Annotated in this window: 22 protein-coding genes and 1 tRNA gene; 16 read left to right on the top strand and 7 right to left on the bottom strand. The window is 71.6% G+C overall.

Annotation, left to right across the window (positions count from 1 at the left end; genetic code table 11):
* The first annotated feature begins 59 nt into the window (after positions 1-59).
* The 5 genes from AB0C96_RS00585 to AB0C96_RS00565 all read left to right on the top strand — a co-directional run bounded on the left by AB0C96_RS00585 (position 60) and on the right by AB0C96_RS00565 (position 3,696).
* The gene (locus AB0C96_RS00585) at positions 60-677 is read left to right on the top strand and encodes a DUF4232 domain-containing protein (RefSeq protein WP_362912150.1); all 618 of its coding nucleotides are present in this window, start codon (positions 60-62) and stop codon (positions 675-677) included.
* A gap of 154 nt (positions 678-831) precedes the next feature.
* Positions 832-1,128 carry a type II toxin-antitoxin system VapB family antitoxin gene (locus AB0C96_RS00580; protein ID WP_362912149.1) on the top strand — a complete coding sequence of 99 codons (297 nt, stop codon included), beginning with the start codon at positions 832-834 and terminating at the stop codon, positions 1,126-1,128.
* 155 nt (positions 1,129-1,283) lie between these two features.
* The gene (locus tag AB0C96_RS00575; protein WP_362912148.1) at positions 1,284-1,934 is read left to right on the top strand and encodes a LytR C-terminal domain-containing protein; all 651 of its coding nucleotides are present in this window, start codon (positions 1,284-1,286) and stop codon (positions 1,932-1,934) included.
* A 191-nt stretch (positions 1,935-2,125) separates the two neighbouring features.
* Positions 2,126-2,539 (top strand): YciI family protein, encoded by a 414-nt coding sequence (locus tag AB0C96_RS00570; RefSeq protein WP_362912146.1) that lies wholly within the window; start codon positions 2,126-2,128, stop codon positions 2,537-2,539.
* Positions 2,540-2,547: 8 nt separating this feature from the next.
* On the top strand, positions 2,548-3,696 hold the full coding sequence (locus tag AB0C96_RS00565) for a DUF6596 domain-containing protein (protein ID WP_362912144.1): 1,149 nt from the start codon (positions 2,548-2,550) through the stop codon (positions 3,694-3,696).
* A gap of 199 nt (positions 3,697-3,895) precedes the next feature.
* Here AB0C96_RS00565 and upp read toward each other — a convergent pair whose 3' ends face one another.
* A complete protein-coding gene (gene upp / locus AB0C96_RS00560) occupies positions 3,896-4,531 on the bottom strand; it encodes a uracil phosphoribosyltransferase (RefSeq protein ID WP_362912142.1) in 636 nt (211 codons plus the stop codon).
* Between the two features lie 176 nt (positions 4,532-4,707).
* On the opposite strand from upp, the gene AB0C96_RS00555 reads away from it, so the two are divergent.
* The 4 genes from AB0C96_RS00555 to AB0C96_RS00540 all read left to right on the top strand — a co-directional run bounded on the left by AB0C96_RS00555 (position 4,708) and on the right by AB0C96_RS00540 (position 6,407).
* Positions 4,708-4,935 (top strand): hypothetical protein, encoded by a 228-nt coding sequence (locus AB0C96_RS00555; protein WP_362912140.1) that lies wholly within the window; start codon positions 4,708-4,710, stop codon positions 4,933-4,935.
* A gap of 223 nt (positions 4,936-5,158) precedes the next feature.
* The gene (locus tag AB0C96_RS00550; RefSeq protein ID WP_362912138.1) at positions 5,159-5,683 is read left to right on the top strand and encodes a hypothetical protein; all 525 of its coding nucleotides are present in this window, start codon (positions 5,159-5,161) and stop codon (positions 5,681-5,683) included.
* Between the two features lie 40 nt (positions 5,684-5,723).
* Positions 5,724-6,230: a tRNA adenosine(34) deaminase TadA gene (tadA, locus tag AB0C96_RS00545; protein WP_362912136.1), complete on the top strand. Its 507-nt coding sequence runs from the start codon at positions 5,724-5,726 to the stop codon at positions 6,228-6,230.
* A 90-nt stretch (positions 6,231-6,320) separates the two neighbouring features.
* Positions 6,321-6,407, top strand: a tRNA-Ser gene (locus AB0C96_RS00540).
* Positions 6,408-6,468: 61 nt separating this feature from the next.
* Here the strand turns inward: AB0C96_RS00540 and AB0C96_RS00535 are convergent.
* Positions 6,469-7,008, bottom strand: a complete 540-nt coding sequence (locus tag AB0C96_RS00535; protein WP_362912134.1) for a hypothetical protein — start codon at positions 7,006-7,008, stop codon at positions 6,469-6,471.
* Positions 7,009-7,042: 34 nt separating this feature from the next.
* Positions 7,043-7,822: a DUF2127 domain-containing protein gene (locus AB0C96_RS00530; RefSeq protein WP_362912132.1), complete on the bottom strand. Its 780-nt coding sequence runs from the start codon at positions 7,820-7,822 to the stop codon at positions 7,043-7,045.
* A gap of 678 nt (positions 7,823-8,500) precedes the next feature.
* On the opposite strand from AB0C96_RS00530, the gene AB0C96_RS00525 reads away from it, so the two are divergent.
* From AB0C96_RS00525 to AB0C96_RS00500, 6 genes are all read left to right on the top strand, one after another.
* Positions 8,501-8,665, top strand: coding sequence for a hypothetical protein (locus tag AB0C96_RS00525; RefSeq protein WP_362912130.1), 165 nt, complete (start codon positions 8,501-8,503; stop codon positions 8,663-8,665).
* Between the two features lie 52 nt (positions 8,666-8,717).
* Positions 8,718-9,011 carry a Dabb family protein gene (locus AB0C96_RS00520; RefSeq protein ID WP_362912128.1) on the top strand — a complete coding sequence of 98 codons (294 nt, stop codon included), beginning with the start codon at positions 8,718-8,720 and terminating at the stop codon, positions 9,009-9,011.
* Between the two features lie 263 nt (positions 9,012-9,274).
* Entirely contained in the window at positions 9,275-10,084 is an 810-nt protein-coding gene (locus AB0C96_RS00515; RefSeq protein ID WP_362912434.1) for an RNA polymerase sigma factor SigF, read from the top strand.
* A gap of 198 nt (positions 10,085-10,282) precedes the next feature.
* Positions 10,283-11,119 carry an RNA polymerase sigma factor SigF gene (locus AB0C96_RS00510; protein ID WP_026169669.1) on the top strand — a complete coding sequence of 279 codons (837 nt, stop codon included), beginning with the start codon at positions 10,283-10,285 and terminating at the stop codon, positions 11,117-11,119.
* Positions 11,120-11,334: 215 nt separating this feature from the next.
* Entirely contained in the window at positions 11,335-12,135 is an 801-nt protein-coding gene (locus tag AB0C96_RS00505) for a hypothetical protein (RefSeq protein ID WP_362912126.1), read from the top strand.
* Positions 12,136-12,309: 174 nt separating this feature from the next.
* Complete coding sequence (locus tag AB0C96_RS00500) at positions 12,310-12,783, top strand: VOC family protein (protein WP_362912124.1); 474 nt, start codon at positions 12,310-12,312, stop codon at positions 12,781-12,783.
* A gap of 105 nt (positions 12,784-12,888) precedes the next feature.
* Here AB0C96_RS00500 and AB0C96_RS00495 read toward each other — a convergent pair whose 3' ends face one another.
* Positions 12,889-13,449 (bottom strand): MarR family transcriptional regulator, encoded by a 561-nt coding sequence (locus AB0C96_RS00495; RefSeq protein ID WP_362912122.1) that lies wholly within the window; start codon positions 13,447-13,449, stop codon positions 12,889-12,891.
* A gap of 73 nt (positions 13,450-13,522) precedes the next feature.
* Between AB0C96_RS00495 and AB0C96_RS00490 the strand changes: the two genes are divergently transcribed.
* Entirely contained in the window at positions 13,523-14,983 is a 1,461-nt protein-coding gene (locus AB0C96_RS00490; RefSeq protein WP_362912120.1) for an amidohydrolase family protein, read from the top strand.
* A gap of 72 nt (positions 14,984-15,055) precedes the next feature.
* On the opposite strand, the gene AB0C96_RS00485 is transcribed toward AB0C96_RS00490, so the two are convergent.
* From AB0C96_RS00485 to AB0C96_RS00475, 3 genes are all read right to left on the bottom strand, one after another.
* The gene (locus tag AB0C96_RS00485) at positions 15,056-15,925 is read right to left on the bottom strand and encodes a hypothetical protein (RefSeq protein WP_362912118.1); all 870 of its coding nucleotides are present in this window, start codon (positions 15,923-15,925) and stop codon (positions 15,056-15,058) included.
* Between the two features lie 124 nt (positions 15,926-16,049).
* On the bottom strand, positions 16,050-16,427 hold the full coding sequence (locus AB0C96_RS00480) for a peptidase inhibitor family I36 protein (protein WP_362912116.1): 378 nt from the start codon (positions 16,425-16,427) through the stop codon (positions 16,050-16,052).
* Between the two features lie 246 nt (positions 16,428-16,673).
* On the bottom strand, positions 16,674-18,185 hold the full coding sequence (locus AB0C96_RS00475) for an FAD-dependent monooxygenase (RefSeq protein ID WP_362912433.1): 1,512 nt from the start codon (positions 18,183-18,185) through the stop codon (positions 16,674-16,676).

Genomic DNA, 18,185 nt, shown 5'->3' with positions numbered 1-18,185 from the left:
CGATCACCAGCGCCCGCACCGAAGGTCGTGTACACGTCGCCGTCCCGGGAGAGCCCGCCATGCCAGCCTTCCGCACCACCACCGCCCGCCGGGCCCTCGCCGCAGGTCTGACCGCGACCGCGGCGCTGGTACTGGTCGCCGGCTGCCGCGGCACCGGCGGCGCCCGCCCCGACGACCCGGCGACGGCCGTTTCGCCGGCGCCCGCCTCGCCCGCGCCGACGGACGGCGGCGGACCGCCCCGGGCCCGGGGCGGCCGGGTCGCCTGCACCGCCGAGATGCTCAGGTTCCACGCCGGCGCGCTGCCGCACCGGGCGCACCGGATGCTGCTCACCGTCACCAACTACTCCGACCGCACCTGCGACTTCGCCGCCCCGCGCCACCCTCTGCTGCGGTTCGGCGAGGGCCGTCAGCCCGCCGTCCCGGCGATCGGGGCCAGTCAGGAGCGCTCCGTGCTCAGACTGGCACCGAACGCCACCGCCTACGCGACGATCATCACCCGGGCGCCCGGCGGGTCGACCGGCAAGGGCCGGCCGGTCTCCCAGTTCGGCGTGGCGCTGGCCGAGCACGCCGCCCCCGTCCAGGTCGGCCTGGACGACCGGGCCCCGGTGCGAGTGGACCCGCACGGGGCCCGGGTCACGTACTGGCTGCCGAGCCTGTTGGCCGCCCGTATGTGGTGATTCGCCGGGCGCGACACGCGGGGAGCCGCCAGTCGCGTGCGGCCTTCGTCACCTGGCCCTTCCTCCGCCAAAGATCCGAATTTGCGGCCAATGATCCCTTTGCGCCGCTGCGGCATGGCTGCGCCCGGTGCCGCTCGCCCGGTAGGCTTTCCGTGTGATCTTCAAGCGCATCGGAAATGGGCGGCCGTACCCCGACCACGGCCGGGAGAGCACCCGCCAGTGGGCGGACGTCGCCCCGCGCCCGGTACGCCTCGACCAGTTGGTGACCACGAAGCAGCAGCTCGATCTCGAAACGCTGCTCGCCGAGGACTCGACGTTCTACGGCGACCTCTTCGCGCACGTCGTGAAGTGGGGTGGCGACCTGTATCTGGAGGACGGGCTGCACCGCGCGGTGCGCGCCGCGCTCCAGCAGCGCCAGGTGCTGCACGCCCGCGTGCTCGAACTGGACTGAGCCCGCGCAACTCCCGCACCAAGGGCCGCAAACCCCTGCGCACCACCCAACTCACCCCAACCCGCCCCGCCCGAATTGACCCTTTTGGGTTGGCTCTCGCGCCACGCGTTGATCATCTAGTAGGCATGGCGTGTCACCCGCACTACGCTGCGGCCATGAGCATGCTGACGCCCCCAGGCATGGGCGGTAAGAAGTACCGCATCACGGGCGACAGGTACCCGCGGATGCGCCGTCCCCGACACCGTCGCCGGATCGTCCTCACCATCCTCGCCACCGTCTGCGCCCTCGGCCTGGTCGGCTGGGGCACCTTGCAGCTCATCGACGTCTTCGGTGGTGGGGGCAGCACCGCTCAGGCCGCCCAGGACAAGAAGCACTGCCCGGACGGCGCCAAGGAGGCCGCGGCACCGGCCGCACCCGCCGTGCAGAAGCCGCCCGCCCCCGGCACCCTGACCGTCAACGTGTTCAACGCCACCCAGCACTCCGGCCTCGCCAAGCGCACCGCCGACGAGCTCCAGAAGCGCGGCTTCAAGATCGGCAAGGTGGGCAACGCCCCGGCCGCCTACGACAAGAAGATCAAGGGCGTCGGGATACTGCTCGGCCCCGCGGCCGCCACCGAAGGCCCGCTGAAGGTCCTGGCCACCCAGATCGCCGGCGTCGACCAGAAGACCGACACCCGCAAGGGCGCCGACCTCGACCTGATCATCGGCGACGCCTTCAAGTCCCTGGCCACCCCCCAGGCCGCCGCCAAGTCCCTGGCCCTGCTGACCCACCCGGCACCGGCTCCCTCGACCGACACCCGGTGCTGACCCCGCACCTGCGGCCCCCGCACCACGCGTTCCCCGGCGTCCGATCACACCCGAGCCCATCCGGGCCCATCCACGAGGGCCCACACCAGAGCCAAAAAAATTCGGACGGCGATGTCGAGAACCCATGACCGGCTCCGTCCCCGAGGTGAACGCGACCACAATGGGTCGCACCAGCACCGAGGAGAAGCACCATGGCCAAGTACTTGCTGCTCAAGCACTACCGCGGCGCTCCGGCTGCGGTCAACGACGTGCCCATGGACCAGTGGACGCCCGAGGAGATCTCGGCGCACGTGCAGTACATGCAGGACTTCGCGGCCCGGCTGGAGAAGACCGGTGAGTTCGTCGACGGGCAGGCGCTCGCCCCCGAGGGGACGTGGGTCCGGTACGACGGCGAGGGACGCCCACCGGTCACCGACGGCCCGTTCGCCGAGACCAAGGACCTCATCGCCGGCTGGATGGTGATCGACGTCGACAGCCACGAGCGCGCCGTCGAGCTGGCCGGGGAGCTGTCGGCCGCCCCCGGGGCCGGCGGGAAGCCGATCCACGAGTGGCTCGAACTGCGCCCGTTCCTCGGCGGGCACGAGCACTGCACCGCCACGGAGTGACCTCATCGATGAACGAGGTCCTGCTGAGGAGCCTCACGCCGAGCGTGCTCGCCGTCCTCGTCCGCCGCGGAGCCGACTTCGCGGCGGCCGAGGACGCCGTGCAGGACGCGCTCATCGAGGCACTGCGCGTCTGGCCGGCCGACCCTCCGCGCGATGCGAAGGGCTGGCTGGTCACCGTGGCCTGGCGCCGGTTCCTCGACGCGACCCGGGCGGACACCGCCCGCCGCCGGCGTGAGGACCTCACCGGCGAGGAACCGGCGCCCGGGCCCGCGCCCGCGGTCGACGACACGCTCCAGCTCTACTTCCTGTGCGCCCACCCGTCGCTGACGCCGTCGTCCGCGGTCGCGCTCACACTGCGCGCCGTCGGCGGACTGACCACCCGCCAGATCGCCCAGGCCTACCTGGTTCCCGAGGCGACCATGGCGCAGCGGATCAGCCGGGCCAAGCGCACCGTCTCCGGGGTGCGTCTCGACCAGCCCGGCGACGTCGCCACCGTGCTGCGCGTCCTGTACCTGGTCTTCAACGAGGGCTACTCCGGCGACGTCGACCTCGCCGCCGAGGCCATCCGGCTCACCCGGCAGCTCGCGGCCGCGATCGACCACCCCGAGGCGGCCGGGCTGCTCGCCCTCATGCTGCTCCACCACGCCCGGCGCGCCGCCCGGACCGCGCCCGACGGCAGCCTGGTGCCGCTCGCCGAACAGGACCGCGGCCGGTGGGACACCGCGTCGATCGCCGAGGGCGTCGAGATCCTTCAGGCGGCCCTCGCCCGTGACCAACTGGGCGAGTTCCAGGCCCAGGCCGCCATCGCGGCCCTCCACGCCGACGCGCCCACCGCCGAGGAGACCGACTGGGTGCAGATCGTCGAGTGGTACGACGAGCTCACGCGCCTGACCGACAGCCCGGTCGTCCGGCTCAACCGCGCGGTCGCCGTCGGCGAGGCCGACGGACCGCGCGCCGGGCTGGCGGCGCTCGCGGCGCTGAACGACGCCTCGCTGCCCCGCCACGCCGCGGTGGCGGCGTACCTCCACGAGCGCGACGGCGACCTGGCGACGGCGGCACGGCTGTACGCCGAGGCGGCCCACAAGGCACCCAACCTCGCCGAGCGGGACCACCTGACGCGCCAGGCCGCCCGGCTCAACGCCCGTCGGTGCCGCTGACGGGTCGCTCGCACCATCCCGCAGCACTCGGACCCTCCCGCAGCGCTCGGCGCGGCCCGGCGGCCGCCCACCGAGAACACAGCGCCCCACCGAGAGCATGCCGCCCCGTCCAGATCACGTCGCCCCGCCGAGCGACGACTCGGCGGGGCGACGTGATCAACCAGGACCAATCAGGATCAACCAGGATCCAGGGCCTCGATCAGCCGGCGGTGCCGTACATCCGGTCGCCCGCGTCGCCGAGGCCCGGGACGATGTAGCGGTCCGCGTTGAGGCGCTCGTCGACCGCGGCGGTGACCACGGTCACCGGGGTGCCGGCCAGTTCCTTCTCCATGACCGCGACGCCCTCGGGGGCGGCCAGCAGGCAGATCGCGGTGACGTCGTCCGCGCCGCGCTTGATCAGTTCGCGGATCGCCGCGACCAGCGTGCCGCCGGTGGCGAGCATCGGGTCGACGACGTACACCTGGCGACCCGAGAGGTCGTCGGGCATCCGCGTGGCGTACGTGTGCGCCTCGTAGGTCTGCTCGTTGCGGACCATGCCCATGAAGCCGACCTCGGCGGTGGGCAGCAGCCGGACCATGCCGTCCAGCATGCCCAGACCGGCCCGCAGGATCGGGACGACCATGGGGCGGGGGTGCGACAGCCGCACGCCGGTGGTCGCCGTCACCGGGGTCTCGATGTCGACCTGCTCGGTGCGCACGTCCCGGGTGGCCTCGTACGCGAGCAGGGTGACCAGCTCGTCGGCGAGCCGCCGGAAGGTGGGGGAGTCGGTGCGCTTGTCGCGCAGTGTGGTGAGTTTGTGCGCCACCAGCGGGTGGTCGACGACGTGGATCCGCATGACATCGACAGTAGCCGAGCCGGAGACCGCCGGCGCCCGCCGTGCAGCGCCCGGCCGCCGGCCCGCGGCGACGCGGCCCGGTGGCATCAAACCGCCGGAGCGAGGGAAAGTGGGCAGGTACGCCCGATTGGCCGTCCGGTCATGCGGCGAAGATCGCGCCCGAGGTGGTGTGCAGCGTGCCCGACCGCAAACGGACCCACGACAGGGACGAGGCCGTCTCCGACGGGCCGGGCGGCCCGGGAGCGGAGGCCGACGCCCAGAGCGAGGCGGCGCGCCGACGGCGCCGAGCGCAGTTCCTGCGTGAACTGCACGAGGCCAAGGAGCTGCGGAACCGGGTCCAGCCGCGCCGGGTACGGGCCGAGCGGATGCGCCAGGCCATGCGGATGCGCACGTTCCGCTGGTAGCAGAGCGAGTTCCGCTGGTAGCGGAACCACGCCGCGCACACGCCCGCGCACCCGCCCGCACTGCGGCACGTGAGCGACATCTCGCACAACCTCCGCACGACGCAGCGCCGAAGACGGCGCGCGAACGCCATGTTTCTGCCACGATTCCGAAAGGGGCGGGACCAACGGCGTGCAGCGCCGCCCCGCCCCGGCCGGCACGCCTATGACCAGTGGGAGAGTCACGGTGTACTTCGCCGCACTGCTCGCGCGCACCGAAGACGGGTGGGAAGCGAGCGATACGGAGCTCGACAATGTGGAGACCCTGGCCGATCTGGCCGACCTGGCCCGAGAGGCTGCGGTCGAGGACGACACGGTGGTGGCGCTCATCGAGCAGGAGGACGCCTGGTTCGGCGTCGTCCGGGTGGACGGTGAGGACGACCCCCGCGTCTTCCTCTCGAACGCCGCCGTCGCCGCGCGCAGCTCGTACGGTGCGATGCTGACCGACGAACTGCTCGGCCGCGACGACCTCGACGCGGACGATCTGGACGCGCTCGACCTGGACGGCACGGAGGACGGCGAACCCGACAGGGACGAGGACGAGACGGACGGCTCGGCGGGCATCTCCGTCCCGCACGGCCCGCTCGGCGACGCCCGTCTCCTGGAGGACTTCGGCGTCGGCGAGAAGGACCTGCTGGCACTGGAGGGCGACGCGGTCGGCGAGATCGCCGAGGCCCTCGGCTGCTCGGACCTCCTGGAGGCCGTGCGGTAGCGCCACCGCCCCCTGGGCGGCCGTCACCGACACTGGTGACATGGCAGATCTCGTTCCGCACACCGGCGCCTCCCCGGTACCGGCGCCCGACCCTCTGCGCGACCCCTGGCTCGCGCCGATGCGGCGGGCGCTGGAGGAGGCCGCCCGCGCCCCCGGGACCGGTGACGTCCCGGTGGGCGCCGTCGTGCTGTCCGCGGACGGCACGGTCCTGGGCACCGGCCACAACGAGCGCGAGGCCACCGGCGACCCGACCGCCCACGCCGAGGTCCTCGCGCTGCGCGCGGCCGCGCGCGGCGTCGGGGAGTGGCGGCTGACCGGCTGCACCCTCGTCGTCACCCTCGAACCCTGCACGATGTGCGCCGGCGCGATCGTGCTCTCCCGGGTGGACCGGGTCGTCTACGGCGCCCGCGACGCCAAGGCCGGCGCCGTCGGCTCCCTCTGGGACGTGGTCCGTGACCGACGTCTCAACCACCGCCCCGAGGTGATCACCGGGGTCCTGGAGGCCGAGTGCGCGGCCGAGCTCACCGCCTTCTTCCGCGACCGCTGACCGCCGGCGGGGCGCCGACGGGGCGCCGCGCCGACCGCCTCCGGGAATCCGATTTCGGCGCACGGCCACCCGTGGGCTAAGCTCTCTCTCGGTAGCGTGTCCGAGCGGCCGAAGGAGCGCGCCTCGAAAGCGCGTGAGGGGGCAACTCCTCCGTGGGTTCAAATCCCACCGCTACCGCTCGTATGACGAAGGCCCCGATCCTCCCGGATCGGGGCCTTCGTCATGTCCGGGGCGGCGGTTAGGCGTTGCGCCGGCCCCGCAGCGCGCGGCGGATGAAGTGGACGATCAGCCAGATCACCAGTGCCACCACGACGAGGAAGACCACGAACAGCACGATCAGAAAGATGCCGAGCTTCTTGAAGAAGCCGCGCTTCTTTTTCTTCTTCGAGGAGTCCTTCGACTTCCATCCGGACTTCTTGGACTTGAAGACGGTCTTGAGGTGCGGCGTGGAGTGGTACGCGCCGTGCCCGGCGTGGAACGAGCCGTGGTGGCCGTACGCGGCCGGCTGCGCGGGGGCGACGGCCGCGGGGGCGACGGCCGCGGGGGCGACGGCCGCGGGGGCGACGGCCGCGGGGGCGACGGCCGCGGTGGCGACGGCCGCGGTGGCGGTCACCCGGGTCGCCTCGACCGGTGCGCGCCCGGCCGCCGTGGCCGGTGCGACGGCCGCGGCGAGCAGGCCGACCAGCAGCGCCAGGACGACGGCCGGCCGACGTGGCTTCAGGGCTCGCCGAGCGGCCGTGGCGGACGCCGAATCGGGCTCGGGCCGTGCGGAGTTCATGGGCATGTTGTGGGTCCCCCCTAGGGTCGTGCGGTCAGCCATTATGGGCGGCGGCGGGCACCCCGGCCGAGGTCTCGACCTCCAGGAGGGAGGCGCTGTGCCGCTCCGCGTCGAAGGCCGCGCGGCCGCCGCGCAGTCCGAACAGTCGCTTGGTGACCGCGATGTAGAGCACCGCGAGGATGTTGATCACCAATGTGGCGATCTTGAGCCAGCTGACCTTCTCGGTGAGCTCGTAGATCTCCAGCGGCAGGAACGCCGCGGTCGCCACCACCGTCAGGTACTCCGCCCACCGCTTGGCGCGCCAGAGGCCCACGCCCTCGACGATCTCCACCAGGGCGTACGCCAGCAGCAGTCCGGCCACCAGCATCAGGGTGGAGTGCTGGTAGCCGAAGGTCTTCTGGATGGTGCCGACGACCGGCGAGTGGTCCAGGTCGTAGTGGAAGTGCCGGGCGACCGGGCGGAGCACGGCGATGTACTCGTCGAAGAACTGGCGGACCGCGTCCTTGCGGTTGCTGAACTGCCATACGCCGACGGCCGCCAGCACGATGAACACCCCGCGCACCGCCCGCTCCACGGCCAGGAACCGCAGGATGAACAGGTCGCGCAGGACCTTGCCGCGCGGGACCAGTGGCGCGTCCGCGGCCGGACCGGAGCCGCGTGGGGCACCGAGGGCGAAGTCGCCGCAGCGCAGACAGCGCCAGGCCTCGCCGAGGGCGGTGGCCGCCCGCAGGTTCTCCCGGAGGTGCTCCTCGTCCGGGAGGTAGGTGATGTGCCCGCGGCGCGCGCAGGTACGCCGGTCCCAGTCGATCTTCATCGTCGGAGCCGTGTTCCTTTCGTCGTTCCCGCGGTCGTCCACCGCACCGCGGTGCCGACCACGCTCCGTTCTGTCGCGTACATGATGCCTGCCACGCCGCGTCGTAGGTGGTGGGTGGTACGTGGGGAGAGACGCCACGACCCTTGCGGCCGGTTGCGCCGGGCCGGGCAAGGGGGACGCAAAGGAGACCGCGCGGGAGGCCACGCAGCGCGCGGTGAGGGACGACGAAGGCCCGTCTCCGGGCCGGGCCCGGGGTCGGGGCCGGGCGGCTCGGGGACGGGCCTTCGAGTCGGTCGGGGGAAGCAGCAACAAGGGGGCGTCCACCGCTCCCCCCGATGAGGACCGAACCCCAAAGTCCACGCCGCAGTCAGGGGGAAGCGCGCGGCATGGACCCCGCAGTGGGGTCCCGGTCCCGGGGCCCTCGGATTCCTGCCAGATCCCTGGGGCCACCTCCCATGCTGCCTCCCGGGGCCGCCCCAACAGCCCGCCGAAGGGCCTCCCTTGGCGGGCCTTTGGTCCATAAAGTCCGGATCAGCGTGCGGCACTTCGGCTGCCGTGATCGAACACGTGTGGTTACACTCGCCCGACTGCATCTAGGGACGGGCCCTAGCAGCCCGCACCGCAGACGGGCGCCGCAGGGACTGCCGTGAGGGACTGCCACAGGGGAGAGACAGGGCGATGGCGCAGGCGAAGAAGATCGTGATGTACCTACTCATCGTCTTCGTGCTGTACACGATCATCACCTCCCCGCAGCGCGCCGCCCAACTGGTCCAAGTAGGCTTCGAGGGCATCTCGTCCGCTGCTCAGGGCGTGGGCGAGTTCATGACCCAGCTGATCAACTAGGGGCGTCCACTTCCGGACCGCCCCGGTGATCACCCGCCGCACGGAGGCCCCTGTGATCCGCCACCTGGTCCTGTTCAAGCTCAACGACGGCGTCTCCCGCGACGAGGAGCGCGTACAGGCCGGCGCCCGTGCCTTCGAAGCGCTCAAGGACACGATCGGCGAGCTGGAGTTCTGGGAGTGCGCCTGGAACATCACCGAGCGCCCGATCGCGTACGATTTCGCGATCAACTCGGCGGTGGCCGACAAGGACGCCCTCACGCGCTACCTGGAGCACCCGGCCCATCAGGCGGCCGCCGCCCAGTGGCGCGAATTCGCCACCTGGGTGATCGCCGACTACGAATTCTGAGCCACGGCACTCCCCCTCGCCGAGCCCCTCGCCCCTCCGGCGGGGGGCTTTGCTGTACCCCGGCCCGGTACCACCTTCCACTCCCCCCGCGCGCCTCCGTCGCCATACCCCTCTCACGACCCAACTCTCTGTTCAACACGGCATTATGGGGTGCTTGCATACAGTGCACATAACTTGTGATGCTATGACCGCTTTTGCCGGATTGATTCCTTGCCGGATATATGCACTGCGAGTCCATGCCTGTGAGCACTGTGAAGGGTGGCGTGACCGTGACGGCCCGTACTGCGCCCAAGGCTCCACCCCGCGAGAGCCGGAGCGCGGACACGCGGGCGCTCACCCAGGTGTTGTTCGCGGAGCTCGCGGACCTGGAACCCGGCACCCCCGAGCACACCCGCGTCCGAGCCGCCCTGATCGAGGCCAACCTGCCGCTGGTCCGCTACGCCGCGGCGCGCTTCCGCAGCCGCAACGAGCCGATGGAGGACGTCATCCAGGTCGGCACCATCGGCCTGATCAACGCGATCGACAGGTTCGACCCGGACCGCGGCGTCCAGTTCCCGACCTTCGCGATGCCCACCGTCGTCGGCGAGATCAAACGCTACTTTCGAGACAATGTCCGTACGGTCCATGTGCCGCGCCGACTCCACGAACTGTGGGTTCAGGTCAACGGCGCGACCGACGACCTGACGGTGCTGCACGGTCGCTCCCCCACCACCTCCGAGATCGCCGAACACCTCAAGATCGGCGAGGACGAGGTGCTGGCGTGCCTGGAGGCCGGCCGCTCGTATCACGCCACATCACTGGAGGCCGCCCAGGAGGGCGATGGCCTTCCCGGCCTGCTCGACCGCCTCGGGTACGAGGACCCCGAACTGGCCGGCGTCGAGCACCGCGACCTCGTCCGACACCTCCTCGTCCAGCTGCCCGAGCGCGAGCAACGGATCCTTCTGCTGCGTTACTACAGCAATCTGACGCAGTCACAGATCAGTGCCGAACTGGGGGTGTCGCAGATGCACGTCTCGCGGCTACTGTCGCGGAGCTTCGCTCGGCTGCGATCCGCAAACAGGATCGACGCCTAACCGGGACGGACTACCACCACCCGGCCGGCCTGCGCAGATATGTCGACAAGGCGCTACAGCGTGTTGCCGACATGTGACATTCTGCTGGAACCGCGTTTGCCGTAGCGCTGCCTCCGGTATTCAGGTGGAGGTATAAGTTCTCGGTCCGCCTCGGGCCGGGACGCCGCAGCGACCCGTCCGCGACCTCAAGGGGGTGGCATGTCCGTAGAACTGGGCAGCTCGAAGGTGCTTCCCGCGATTCCCGCGCCCGCACCGCACGTGCACGACGACGACGCCATCAACACCCGCACGCTCTCCCGCTCCCTGTTCCTGCGGCTGGCCTCGCTCGACAAGGACTGCGCGGAGCGGACGTACGTCCGTGACACACTCATCGAGCTCAACCTCCCGCTCGTGCGCTACGCGGCGGCCCGCTTCCGCAGCCGCAACGAGCCCATGGAGGACATCGTCCAGGTCGGAACGATCGGCCTGATCAAGGCGATCGACCGTTTCGATTGCGAACGCGGGGTGGAATTCCCGACGTTCGCGATGCCGACCGTCGTCGGTGAGATCAAACGCTTCTTCCGTGACACGTCGTGGTCGGTACGGGTCCCGCGCCGACTCCAGGAGCTCCGCCTCGCCCTCACCAAGGCCAGCGACGAGCTCTCCCAGAAGCTGGACCGCTCCCCGACCGTCCCCGAACTCGCGCTGTGCCTAGGGGTGTCGGAGGAGGACGTCGTCGACGGACTGGCCGTCGGCAACGCCTACACGGCCTCCTCGCTCGACTCCCCCTCCCCCGAGGACGACGGCGGCGAGGGCTCCCTCGCGGACCGCCTCGGCTACGAGGACAGCGCCCTGGAGGGCGTGGAGTACCGCGAGTCGCTCAAGCCCCTGCTGGCCAAACTCCCGGCCCGCGAGCGCCAGATCATCATGCTGCGCTTCTTCGCCAACATGACCCAGTCCCAGATCGGCGAGGAGGTCGGCATCTCCCAGATGCACGTCTCCCGACTGCTCACCCGGACCCTGGCGCAGCTGCGCGAGGGCCTGATCTCCGACTGAGGAACGGTCCGCCGAGGGGCCGGCAGCCGCTCGCCGCTCGGCGGACACCCAGGGAAGACCCCGGGCGTCCTCGCCCGGCCCTCGTGCGTCCGATCCTCGTGCGCCCGCCCCTCCCTGCGCACCCGACCCTGTGCAACACCCAGTCCTGCCCAACACCCGTTTCCGTACAGCCCCCACCCCTATACACCTGACGCTCCGTCAGCAACACTGTCCCGATGCGACGGACGACAACGACTCTCGGCTCCGCCTCGGCGGCCGTGCTGTGTCTGGGTGTCCTGCTCACCGGCTGCGGCAGCGCGGCCGACGAGGGCTATGTCGCGGTGGGAGCCGCGGGTCCCGCCGACGGGCGCGCGCCGACGAAGCCGGTACCCCCGCGGGAGGGCGTGGCGCTGACGCCCCTGGACGGCCAGGGCGACCGGAGCGGCACCGGGGACCGTGGAGGCCACGGAGCCCACGGAGGCCGTGGAGGCCATGGGGACGCCGGCGACAGCAGCGGCAACGGAGACGGCAGTGACCGCGACGGCGGCACCGGCACCGGCCGGCCCACCCCCTCCACATCCCCCACCGGCGCCCGCGGCGACGACCACACGCACCCCAACCCGCCTTCCGCGCCGGGCAGTTCCGCCCCTCGGCCGCCCGGCTCCCCCGGCCCCTCGGCCCCCGCCGAGCCGCCCTCCCCCACCATCCCCGCAGGTCCCGGCGCCCGCGGCGGCCTCCTCGTCGGCGCGCCGGTCCGCAGCGACACCGACGTCCGCTGGTGCGAGCGGGTCACCCTCGACTTCCTCAACACCGGGGACGCCCCCGTCACGGCCGGTACGGTCACCTTCGGCACGCACATCATCGGCGCCCTCGGCATCGACTGGGCCACGATCACCTCCCGTCACGCGCTCCCGCTGCCGCTCCCGCCCGGCAAGCGCAGGACCGGCAGCTGGCGGGTGTGCGTGGACGCCTGGCGGGTGCCGCTGGGGATGCACATCGACACCGAGGACGTGGCCTTCACCTGGAAGCGGTCGTGACCCCGCCAGGTGCGTAGCCCCGTTCGGCTGCTGGGACGGTTCGGCCACCGCGCGGCCCCCGTTCGGCCGCCGGAGAATCTCCCGGGATAGCGATGACTTCCGGCCGGTGCGACGGTCTAAAGGGGGACAGCGCAGGCGCGGCCCCGGCAGCGACACCGGCACAGGGAGATGGACATGCCCCAGATCACCACCAGCCTCTGGTTCGACACCCAGGGCAAGGAAGCCGCCGAGTTCTACTGCTCGGTGTTCCCGAACTCGAAGATCACGAACGTCACCCACTACAACGAGGCCGGCCCGCGCCCGGCCGGCACCGTCCTGACCGTGGAGTTCGAGCTCGACGGCCAGCCCTACATGGCGATCAACGGCGGCCCCGAGTTCACCTTCGACGAGGCCATCTCGCTGCTGATCAACTGCGCCGACCAGGACGAGATCGACTACTACTGGGCCAAGCTCTCCGAAGGCGGCGAGGAAGGCCCCTGCGGCTGGCTGAAGGACAAGTACGGCCTGTCCTGGCAGGTGGCCCCGGGCGGCATGGCGGAGCTGCTGAACGACCCGGACCAGGAGCGGGCCACCCGTGCCATGAGGGCCATGTTCGGGATGAAGAAGATCGACATCGCGGCGCTCCAGGCCGCCGCCGACGCCGCGTAGACCGTCCGCGGCCGTACCGCTGCGGCTGTACCGCTGCGGCCGTACCCCCGCCGCCGCTCCACAGGGGCGGCAGCGGTCGCGTCAGGGCTCGTCAGGACGGTCGTGTCAGGACCGGCTCCGGTTCCGTCCGGTCCTGGTGGGGCGGGGTGCCGGGCGGCGGACGCCCACCTCGCGCAGCGCCCGGGTGGCCGCCGTCACGGCTGCGGGGGAGACGCCGGCGAAGACGGCCTGGTGGGCGTCGGAATTGGCGCGGACGGCCCGCTCGGCGGTCTCCACGCCGTCCGGGGTCAGCCGGATCATGGTGCTCCGGCCGTCGTCCGGGGACGGCTCGCGGACGACGAGCCCCCGGTCGGCGAGGTGGTTGACGACATTGCTGGTGCCGCCGGAGGAGAGCAGCAGGGAGCGGGCCAGCTCGTTGGGCTTCATGGCGTACGGCTCGCCGGCCCGGCGCAGCGCGACCACGACGTCGAACTCGGCGACGGTCAGGCCGAGTTCCGGCAGCACGCCGCGGGTGGCCTGATCCAGGGCGCTCGCGAGTTGGGCGATGCGCTTCGACAGCTCGGTCGTCGGGTGGAGGACGTCCGGCAGCTCGGTGCGCCAGGCGTTCATCAGCGCGTCGACGGGGTCGGGGGCCGGGCCGGGTTCCGGGGCGGGGCGTGCGGTCACCTCGACAGAATAGTTCGACATCATGATAGCTTTTTATAAAGCTTTCTTCCGAATGTGTAGAGGGTGACGAGCCATGGAGACCATCGAGAACACGCCACACGAACACCCCCACCACCCCCACCACCCCCAGCACGCCCAGCACGCCTACGACCCCCACCCCCCGTCCCGTCGCCGTCACGCACCGCGCCTGCTCCTGCGCGACGGCCTGGTCATCGACACCGAACCCCACCCCCACGCCCGTCCGCACACCGACGTGCTCATCGAGGACGGCCGGATCGCCGCCGTCGGCCCCGACCTGACCCCGGACGCGCCCGACCCCGGCCTTGAGGTGATCGACGCCCGCGCGCTGATCGTCCTGCCCGGCTTCGTCGACACCCACCGCCACCTCTGGCAGGCGGTCCTGCGCTCCGCCGCGGTCGACGAGAGCCTCGACGGCTACCTCAGCCGGATCCTCGGCGACCTCGCCGGCCGCTTCACGCCCGCCGAGGTGGGCACCGGGAACCTTCTCGGCGCCCTGGAGTGCCTGGACGCGGGCATCACCACCGTGCAGGACTTCTCGCACGTCCAGTACTCGCCCGACCACAGCGCCGCCGCCATCGAGGCCCTGCGCGAGGCCGGCATCCGCGCCGTCTTCGGCTACGGCTACCCCGTCTTCGACGAGACCGCCCGCCGTCCCGACTGGGTACGACGCGTGCGCACCGAGCACTTCCCGTCCCGCGACGCGCTGCTCACCCTGGCCCTGGCCCCCGTCGGCCCGTCCTTCGCACCGCCCGAGACCGTACGGGAGGACTGGCAGTTGGCCCGCGAGCTGGCGCTGCCGCTCGCCGTCCACGTGAGCGCCGGACCGGTGGCACGGCGCCCGGTCACCGCCCTCCACGAACAGGGCCTGCTCACCCCCAACACGCTCTACGTACACGGCAATTCGCTGCCCGACGCGGAGTTGAGGCTGATCGCCGAGTCCGGCGGCGCGGTGGCGATCACCCCCGCGATCGAAGCCTCGATGCGCTTCGGCGCCCCGATGGCGGGCCGGCTGCGCCGGGCGGGCATCACCACCGGCCTCGGCGCGGACGCGGTCACCTCCGCGCCGAGCGACATGTTCTCCCAGATGCGGGCCGCGCTGATGAGCAGCCACTTCGACGGCAACGGCTACGGCAACGGCGACGGTTACGGCGACGGCGATCCGGCGGGGTCCGGGGCGGGGTCGGGGTCAGGGGCGGTCAAGGCCGCCGACGTGCTGCGGATGGCCACCATCGAGGGCGCCGCGGCGCTCGGCCTGGCCGACGAGGTGGGCTCCCTGAGGCCCGGCAAGCGCGCAGACCTGGTGCTCCTCCGCGCCGATGCGCTCAACCTCGCCCCGGTCACCCACGATCCGGTCGGCGCCGTGGTCACCGCCGCGCACCCCGGGAACGTCGACACCGTCCTGGTCGACGGACACCCGGTCAAGCGCAACGGGCGACTGCTGTACGGCGGGCTCGACCGCGTCCTGGGCGACGCGCACCGCGCGGCGGAACGCCTGGGCGCGGGGCGGACGTAGGCCGTGATGGGACCGGCGCAGGGCGTAAAGGGGCCGGTGCAGGCCGTGAACGGACGGGCGTAGACCGTGGAACTAGCCGCCCTCACGGTTCAGGACGCGGCGGGCGGCTGCCAGCCAGCGGTCCTTCCGGGCCTTCGCCTCGTGCAGGCGGCCGGAGTTCTGCTGGATCAGGCGGCGCTGGATGCGGGTCTCGGCCGCTGCCCATACCGTCACCAGCTTCGCAGACTTCTGACAGGCCACGTCGGCGCGGGCGGTGGCGCGTTCGGCCGCGGTGGGCTCGGCCGTCTCCCAGCGCTCACTGTCGGAGGCGGCAAAGGGCTCCGGGTAGTCGAAGCCCGCCTTCGCCATGCATGCGTGCCATGTGCGCAGGGCGCCGCGTACTTCGGGGGTCCGCCGGGAGGTTTCCAGGGCCGTGACGGTGAGCTGGTTGAAGGCGTGGTAGTCGGGTGGGGCGGTGTCGCCGACGAGTTGATTCCGGGCTGTCTTGAGGCAGCCGCCCCTGCCGGAGGTCCCGTAGGCCGCGCGCTGCACCTCGGCCGGGAGCGCCTCGCGCTCGTCCCAGGCGCGGTTGCGCCGTACCACCGACGGCGGGTCGGGGCGCGGGTGGTATCCGTAGCGGACGGCTTCCGACTCGTCGGCTCCGTATCGTCGGAGGTTCGGCGGCTCGGTGTCCTGGGCGTCCACCGAGGGCAGGGTCTTCCACTCCATGTCCAGGTCCTTCATGCACCGGCGCATGAGGATATCCTGTGCGTCTTCCACGACGCGGTTCTCGGCCACGGTCGCTGCATAGGCGTCCAGTGGCAGCCGGAGCTGCCCGGCCTGCCGGGACACAGGCGGGGAGTGCGGGGCCGGCGTGGACTCGTGCTCGGCCGCTGTGCAGGCGGTGGTGGCCAGGAGCAGCAGTGCGAGCGTGGTGGTGGCCCGGGCGCGGGAGGGCGACATGGCTGCCTCTCGTCGTGCAAGGCGCAGTGCGCGTTGAGCGGGGTGTGGTGGCAGGTAGGGCGGGGTGCGGCGACTGGCGCCGCACCCCGCCCGTCAGCAGTTCGCTGTTAACGGAACATGCTGTTTAGCGGAACTTGATGGAGCTCGCGGAGTCGGGCAGGCCACGGTTGCCGAAGTGCGCCTCCCCGCCGCCGGGCGCCAGGGACAAGGGGGCGCCGTGGTAGTTCTTGTGCTGGTAGAACGTGACCCAACGGTTGCCCTTGTTTATGGCGGAGCTGATGGTGTCGTTCCAGCCGTACTTCGACAGCCGCGGGACGTTCTTGGTGAAGGTCGTGCTCCTGTTCTTGTAATTGGCGTCCTGGTAGACCACGACCTTCCGCTTCGCGGCGGCCGCCTGGCCGGCGGCGACCGAAGCGTGACCGTCAGCGAAGGCCGGCAGCGCGGCACCGAGCGAGAGTGCGGTCGCGGCGGCACCCGCGGCGACGATGTGACGAATACGCATGACGTGTTCCCCTCTTGGTCATTCTCACGTGACGTGCGTGCCGCCCCCGTGACATACGCCACGCACGTGCTGTGCCGGCTTGGTTCGCCCTTGCCCCGAAGTGGGGAAGTGCGGCCGGCGATTGCAAGATTGCCCCGCGGGAAGAGGGATGTCGTTAGCAGACGGTCCACACTCGCTTAGCACTCCGTCCACTCCAGGAGTGAGTGGGTGAGGCAGGGCCCTGCCCCTCGGGCCGCCGCTGCGCGCTCAGCTGTTGGCGGCGCCGAACCACCGTGGCAGCTGGCTGAGCAGTTCCTGCTGGTCCTCACCGGCCCACGCCACATGGCCGTCCGGTCGCAGCAGCACCGCGGGCACGTCCAGTTCCTCGCTGACGTCGATGACATGGTCGACCCGATCCGCCCAACCCGCCACCGAGAGCCGGCCGGTCTGGTCGAGCAGCAGCCCGCGGCCGCCGTGCATCAGCTCGTAGAGACGCCCCTGCTTCAGCCCCACGTCCCGCATCCGGCGGCCGAGCAGTTCATGGCCCTCGCCGAAGTCGTAGCGGACCTCGACCGCGGTGATCATCCCGGTCACGTACCGGTTCACCTCCTCGAAGTCCATCAGCTTCGAGAACAGCTCGCGCAGCGCGGTCGCACCCGGATCGCTTCCCAGCAGTGTGATCTGCGCGCGGGTGTTGTCCAGCACGCGGGCGCCCACCGGGTGCCGTTCGGCGTGGTAGCTGTCCAGCAGCCCCTCCGGAGCCCAGCCGTCGACCGCGGCGGCCAGCTTCCAGCCGAGGTTGAACGCGTCCTGCACGCCCAGGTTGAGCCCCTGCCCGCCGGTCGGCGGGTGGATGTGCGCCGCGTCGCCGGCCAGCAGCACCCGGCCGACCCGATAGCGCTCGGCCTGTCGGGTGGCATCGCCGAACCGGGAGAGCCAGCGCGGCGAGTGCGCACCGAAGTCGGTGCCCGCGACGGCCCGCAGCTGCTTCTCGAACTCCTCCAGCGTCGGCGCGCTCGCACGGTCCTCGGCCAACCCTTCGGCGGGCAAGACGACGCGGTACACCCCGTCCTTGTTGGGGGTTGCGCCGAACCGTAGTTGGGTCTTGCGGGCTTCCTCGACGACGGCGGCAACCGTAGCCGGGTCCTCGGCCAACTCGATTTCGCCGACAAGCGTCTCGACCTTGGCGGGCTCACCGGGGAAACCGACGCCGAGCAGCTTGCGCACCGCGCTGCGGCCGCCGTCGCACCCGACGAGGTAACGCGAGCGCAAGCGCAGCCGAGTGTTGCCCCCTCCCCCGGCGGCTGCGTCCCCACTGCCGGGGAGACCCCCACCGGCCACGCCCTCATCGGCGGGGGTGCCCCCGCTGGCCAGCTCGACGGTCACCCCGTCCTCGTCCTGGCTCAGCCCGACCACTTCGCAGCCGCGCCGGATCTCGACACCGAGTTCGAGGGCACGCTCGTTGAGCAGCCGCTCGGTGACCGGCTGCGGAGTGGCGACGCCGTAGGGGTGGGCCGTGTCCAGCCGTTCCGGCCACGACTTGGCGATGCCGCCGAACAGACCGCCGACCTGGAACTTCTCACTGACCGCGAGGAACCGGTCCAGCAGGCCGCGCTGATCCATCATCTCGACGCTGCGCGCGTGCAGGCCCTGTCCACGGGACTGCATGGTCGGCTCGGTCAACTTCTCCAGCACGACCACGTGCACGCCGTGCAGCCGCAGCTCGCTGGCCAGCATCAAGCCGGTCGGTCCGCCGCCGACCACGATCACGTCGATCAT

The sequence above is a fragment of the Streptomyces sp. NPDC048506 genome (assembly GCF_040651315.1).
Lineage (GTDB): Bacteria > Actinomycetota > Actinomycetes > Streptomycetales > Streptomycetaceae > Streptomyces.
Note: the sequence above shows the minus strand (reverse complement) of the source record. Positions and strands in the feature narration are given on the sequence as shown.

Excerpts from the sequence above, each read along its gene's own strand:
- tadA (WP_362912136.1), top strand. The coding sequence starts at position 5,724 with ATGGCAGATCTCGTTCCGCACACCGGCGCCTCCCCGGTACCGGCGCCC.
- AB0C96_RS00480 (WP_362912116.1), bottom strand. The coding sequence starts at position 16,427 with ATGCGTATTCGTCACATCGTCGCCGCGGGTGCCGCCGCGACCGCACTC.
- AB0C96_RS00535 (WP_362912134.1), bottom strand. The coding sequence starts at position 7,008 with ATGAACTCCGCACGGCCCGAGCCCGATTCGGCGTCCGCCACGGCCGCT.
- AB0C96_RS00575 (WP_362912148.1), top strand. The coding sequence starts at position 1,284 with ATGAGCATGCTGACGCCCCCAGGCATGGGCGGTAAGAAGTACCGCATC.
- AB0C96_RS00500 (WP_362912124.1), top strand. The coding sequence starts at position 12,310 with ATGCCCCAGATCACCACCAGCCTCTGGTTCGACACCCAGGGCAAGGAA.
- AB0C96_RS00585 (WP_362912150.1), top strand. The coding sequence starts at position 60 with ATGCCAGCCTTCCGCACCACCACCGCCCGCCGGGCCCTCGCCGCAGGT.
- AB0C96_RS00510 (WP_026169669.1), top strand. The coding sequence starts at position 10,283 with ATGTCCGTAGAACTGGGCAGCTCGAAGGTGCTTCCCGCGATTCCCGCG.
- AB0C96_RS00530 (WP_362912132.1), bottom strand. The coding sequence starts at position 7,822 with ATGAAGATCGACTGGGACCGGCGTACCTGCGCGCGCCGCGGGCACATC.
- AB0C96_RS00565 (WP_362912144.1), top strand. The coding sequence starts at position 2,548 with ATGAACGAGGTCCTGCTGAGGAGCCTCACGCCGAGCGTGCTCGCCGTC.
- upp (WP_362912142.1), bottom strand. The coding sequence starts at position 4,531 with ATGCGGATCCACGTCGTCGACCACCCGCTGGTGGCGCACAAACTCACC.
- AB0C96_RS00505 (WP_362912126.1), top strand. The coding sequence starts at position 11,335 with ATGCGACGGACGACAACGACTCTCGGCTCCGCCTCGGCGGCCGTGCTG.
- AB0C96_RS00525 (WP_362912130.1), top strand. The coding sequence starts at position 8,501 with ATGGCGCAGGCGAAGAAGATCGTGATGTACCTACTCATCGTCTTCGTG.
- AB0C96_RS00570 (WP_362912146.1), top strand. The coding sequence starts at position 2,126 with ATGGCCAAGTACTTGCTGCTCAAGCACTACCGCGGCGCTCCGGCTGCG.
- AB0C96_RS00485 (WP_362912118.1), bottom strand. The coding sequence starts at position 15,925 with ATGTCGCCCTCCCGCGCCCGGGCCACCACCACGCTCGCACTGCTGCTC.
- AB0C96_RS00490 (WP_362912120.1), top strand. The coding sequence starts at position 13,523 with ATGGAGACCATCGAGAACACGCCACACGAACACCCCCACCACCCCCAC.
- AB0C96_RS00475 (WP_362912433.1), bottom strand. The coding sequence starts at position 18,185 with ATGATCGACGTGATCGTGGTCGGCGGCGGACCGACCGGCTTGATGCTG.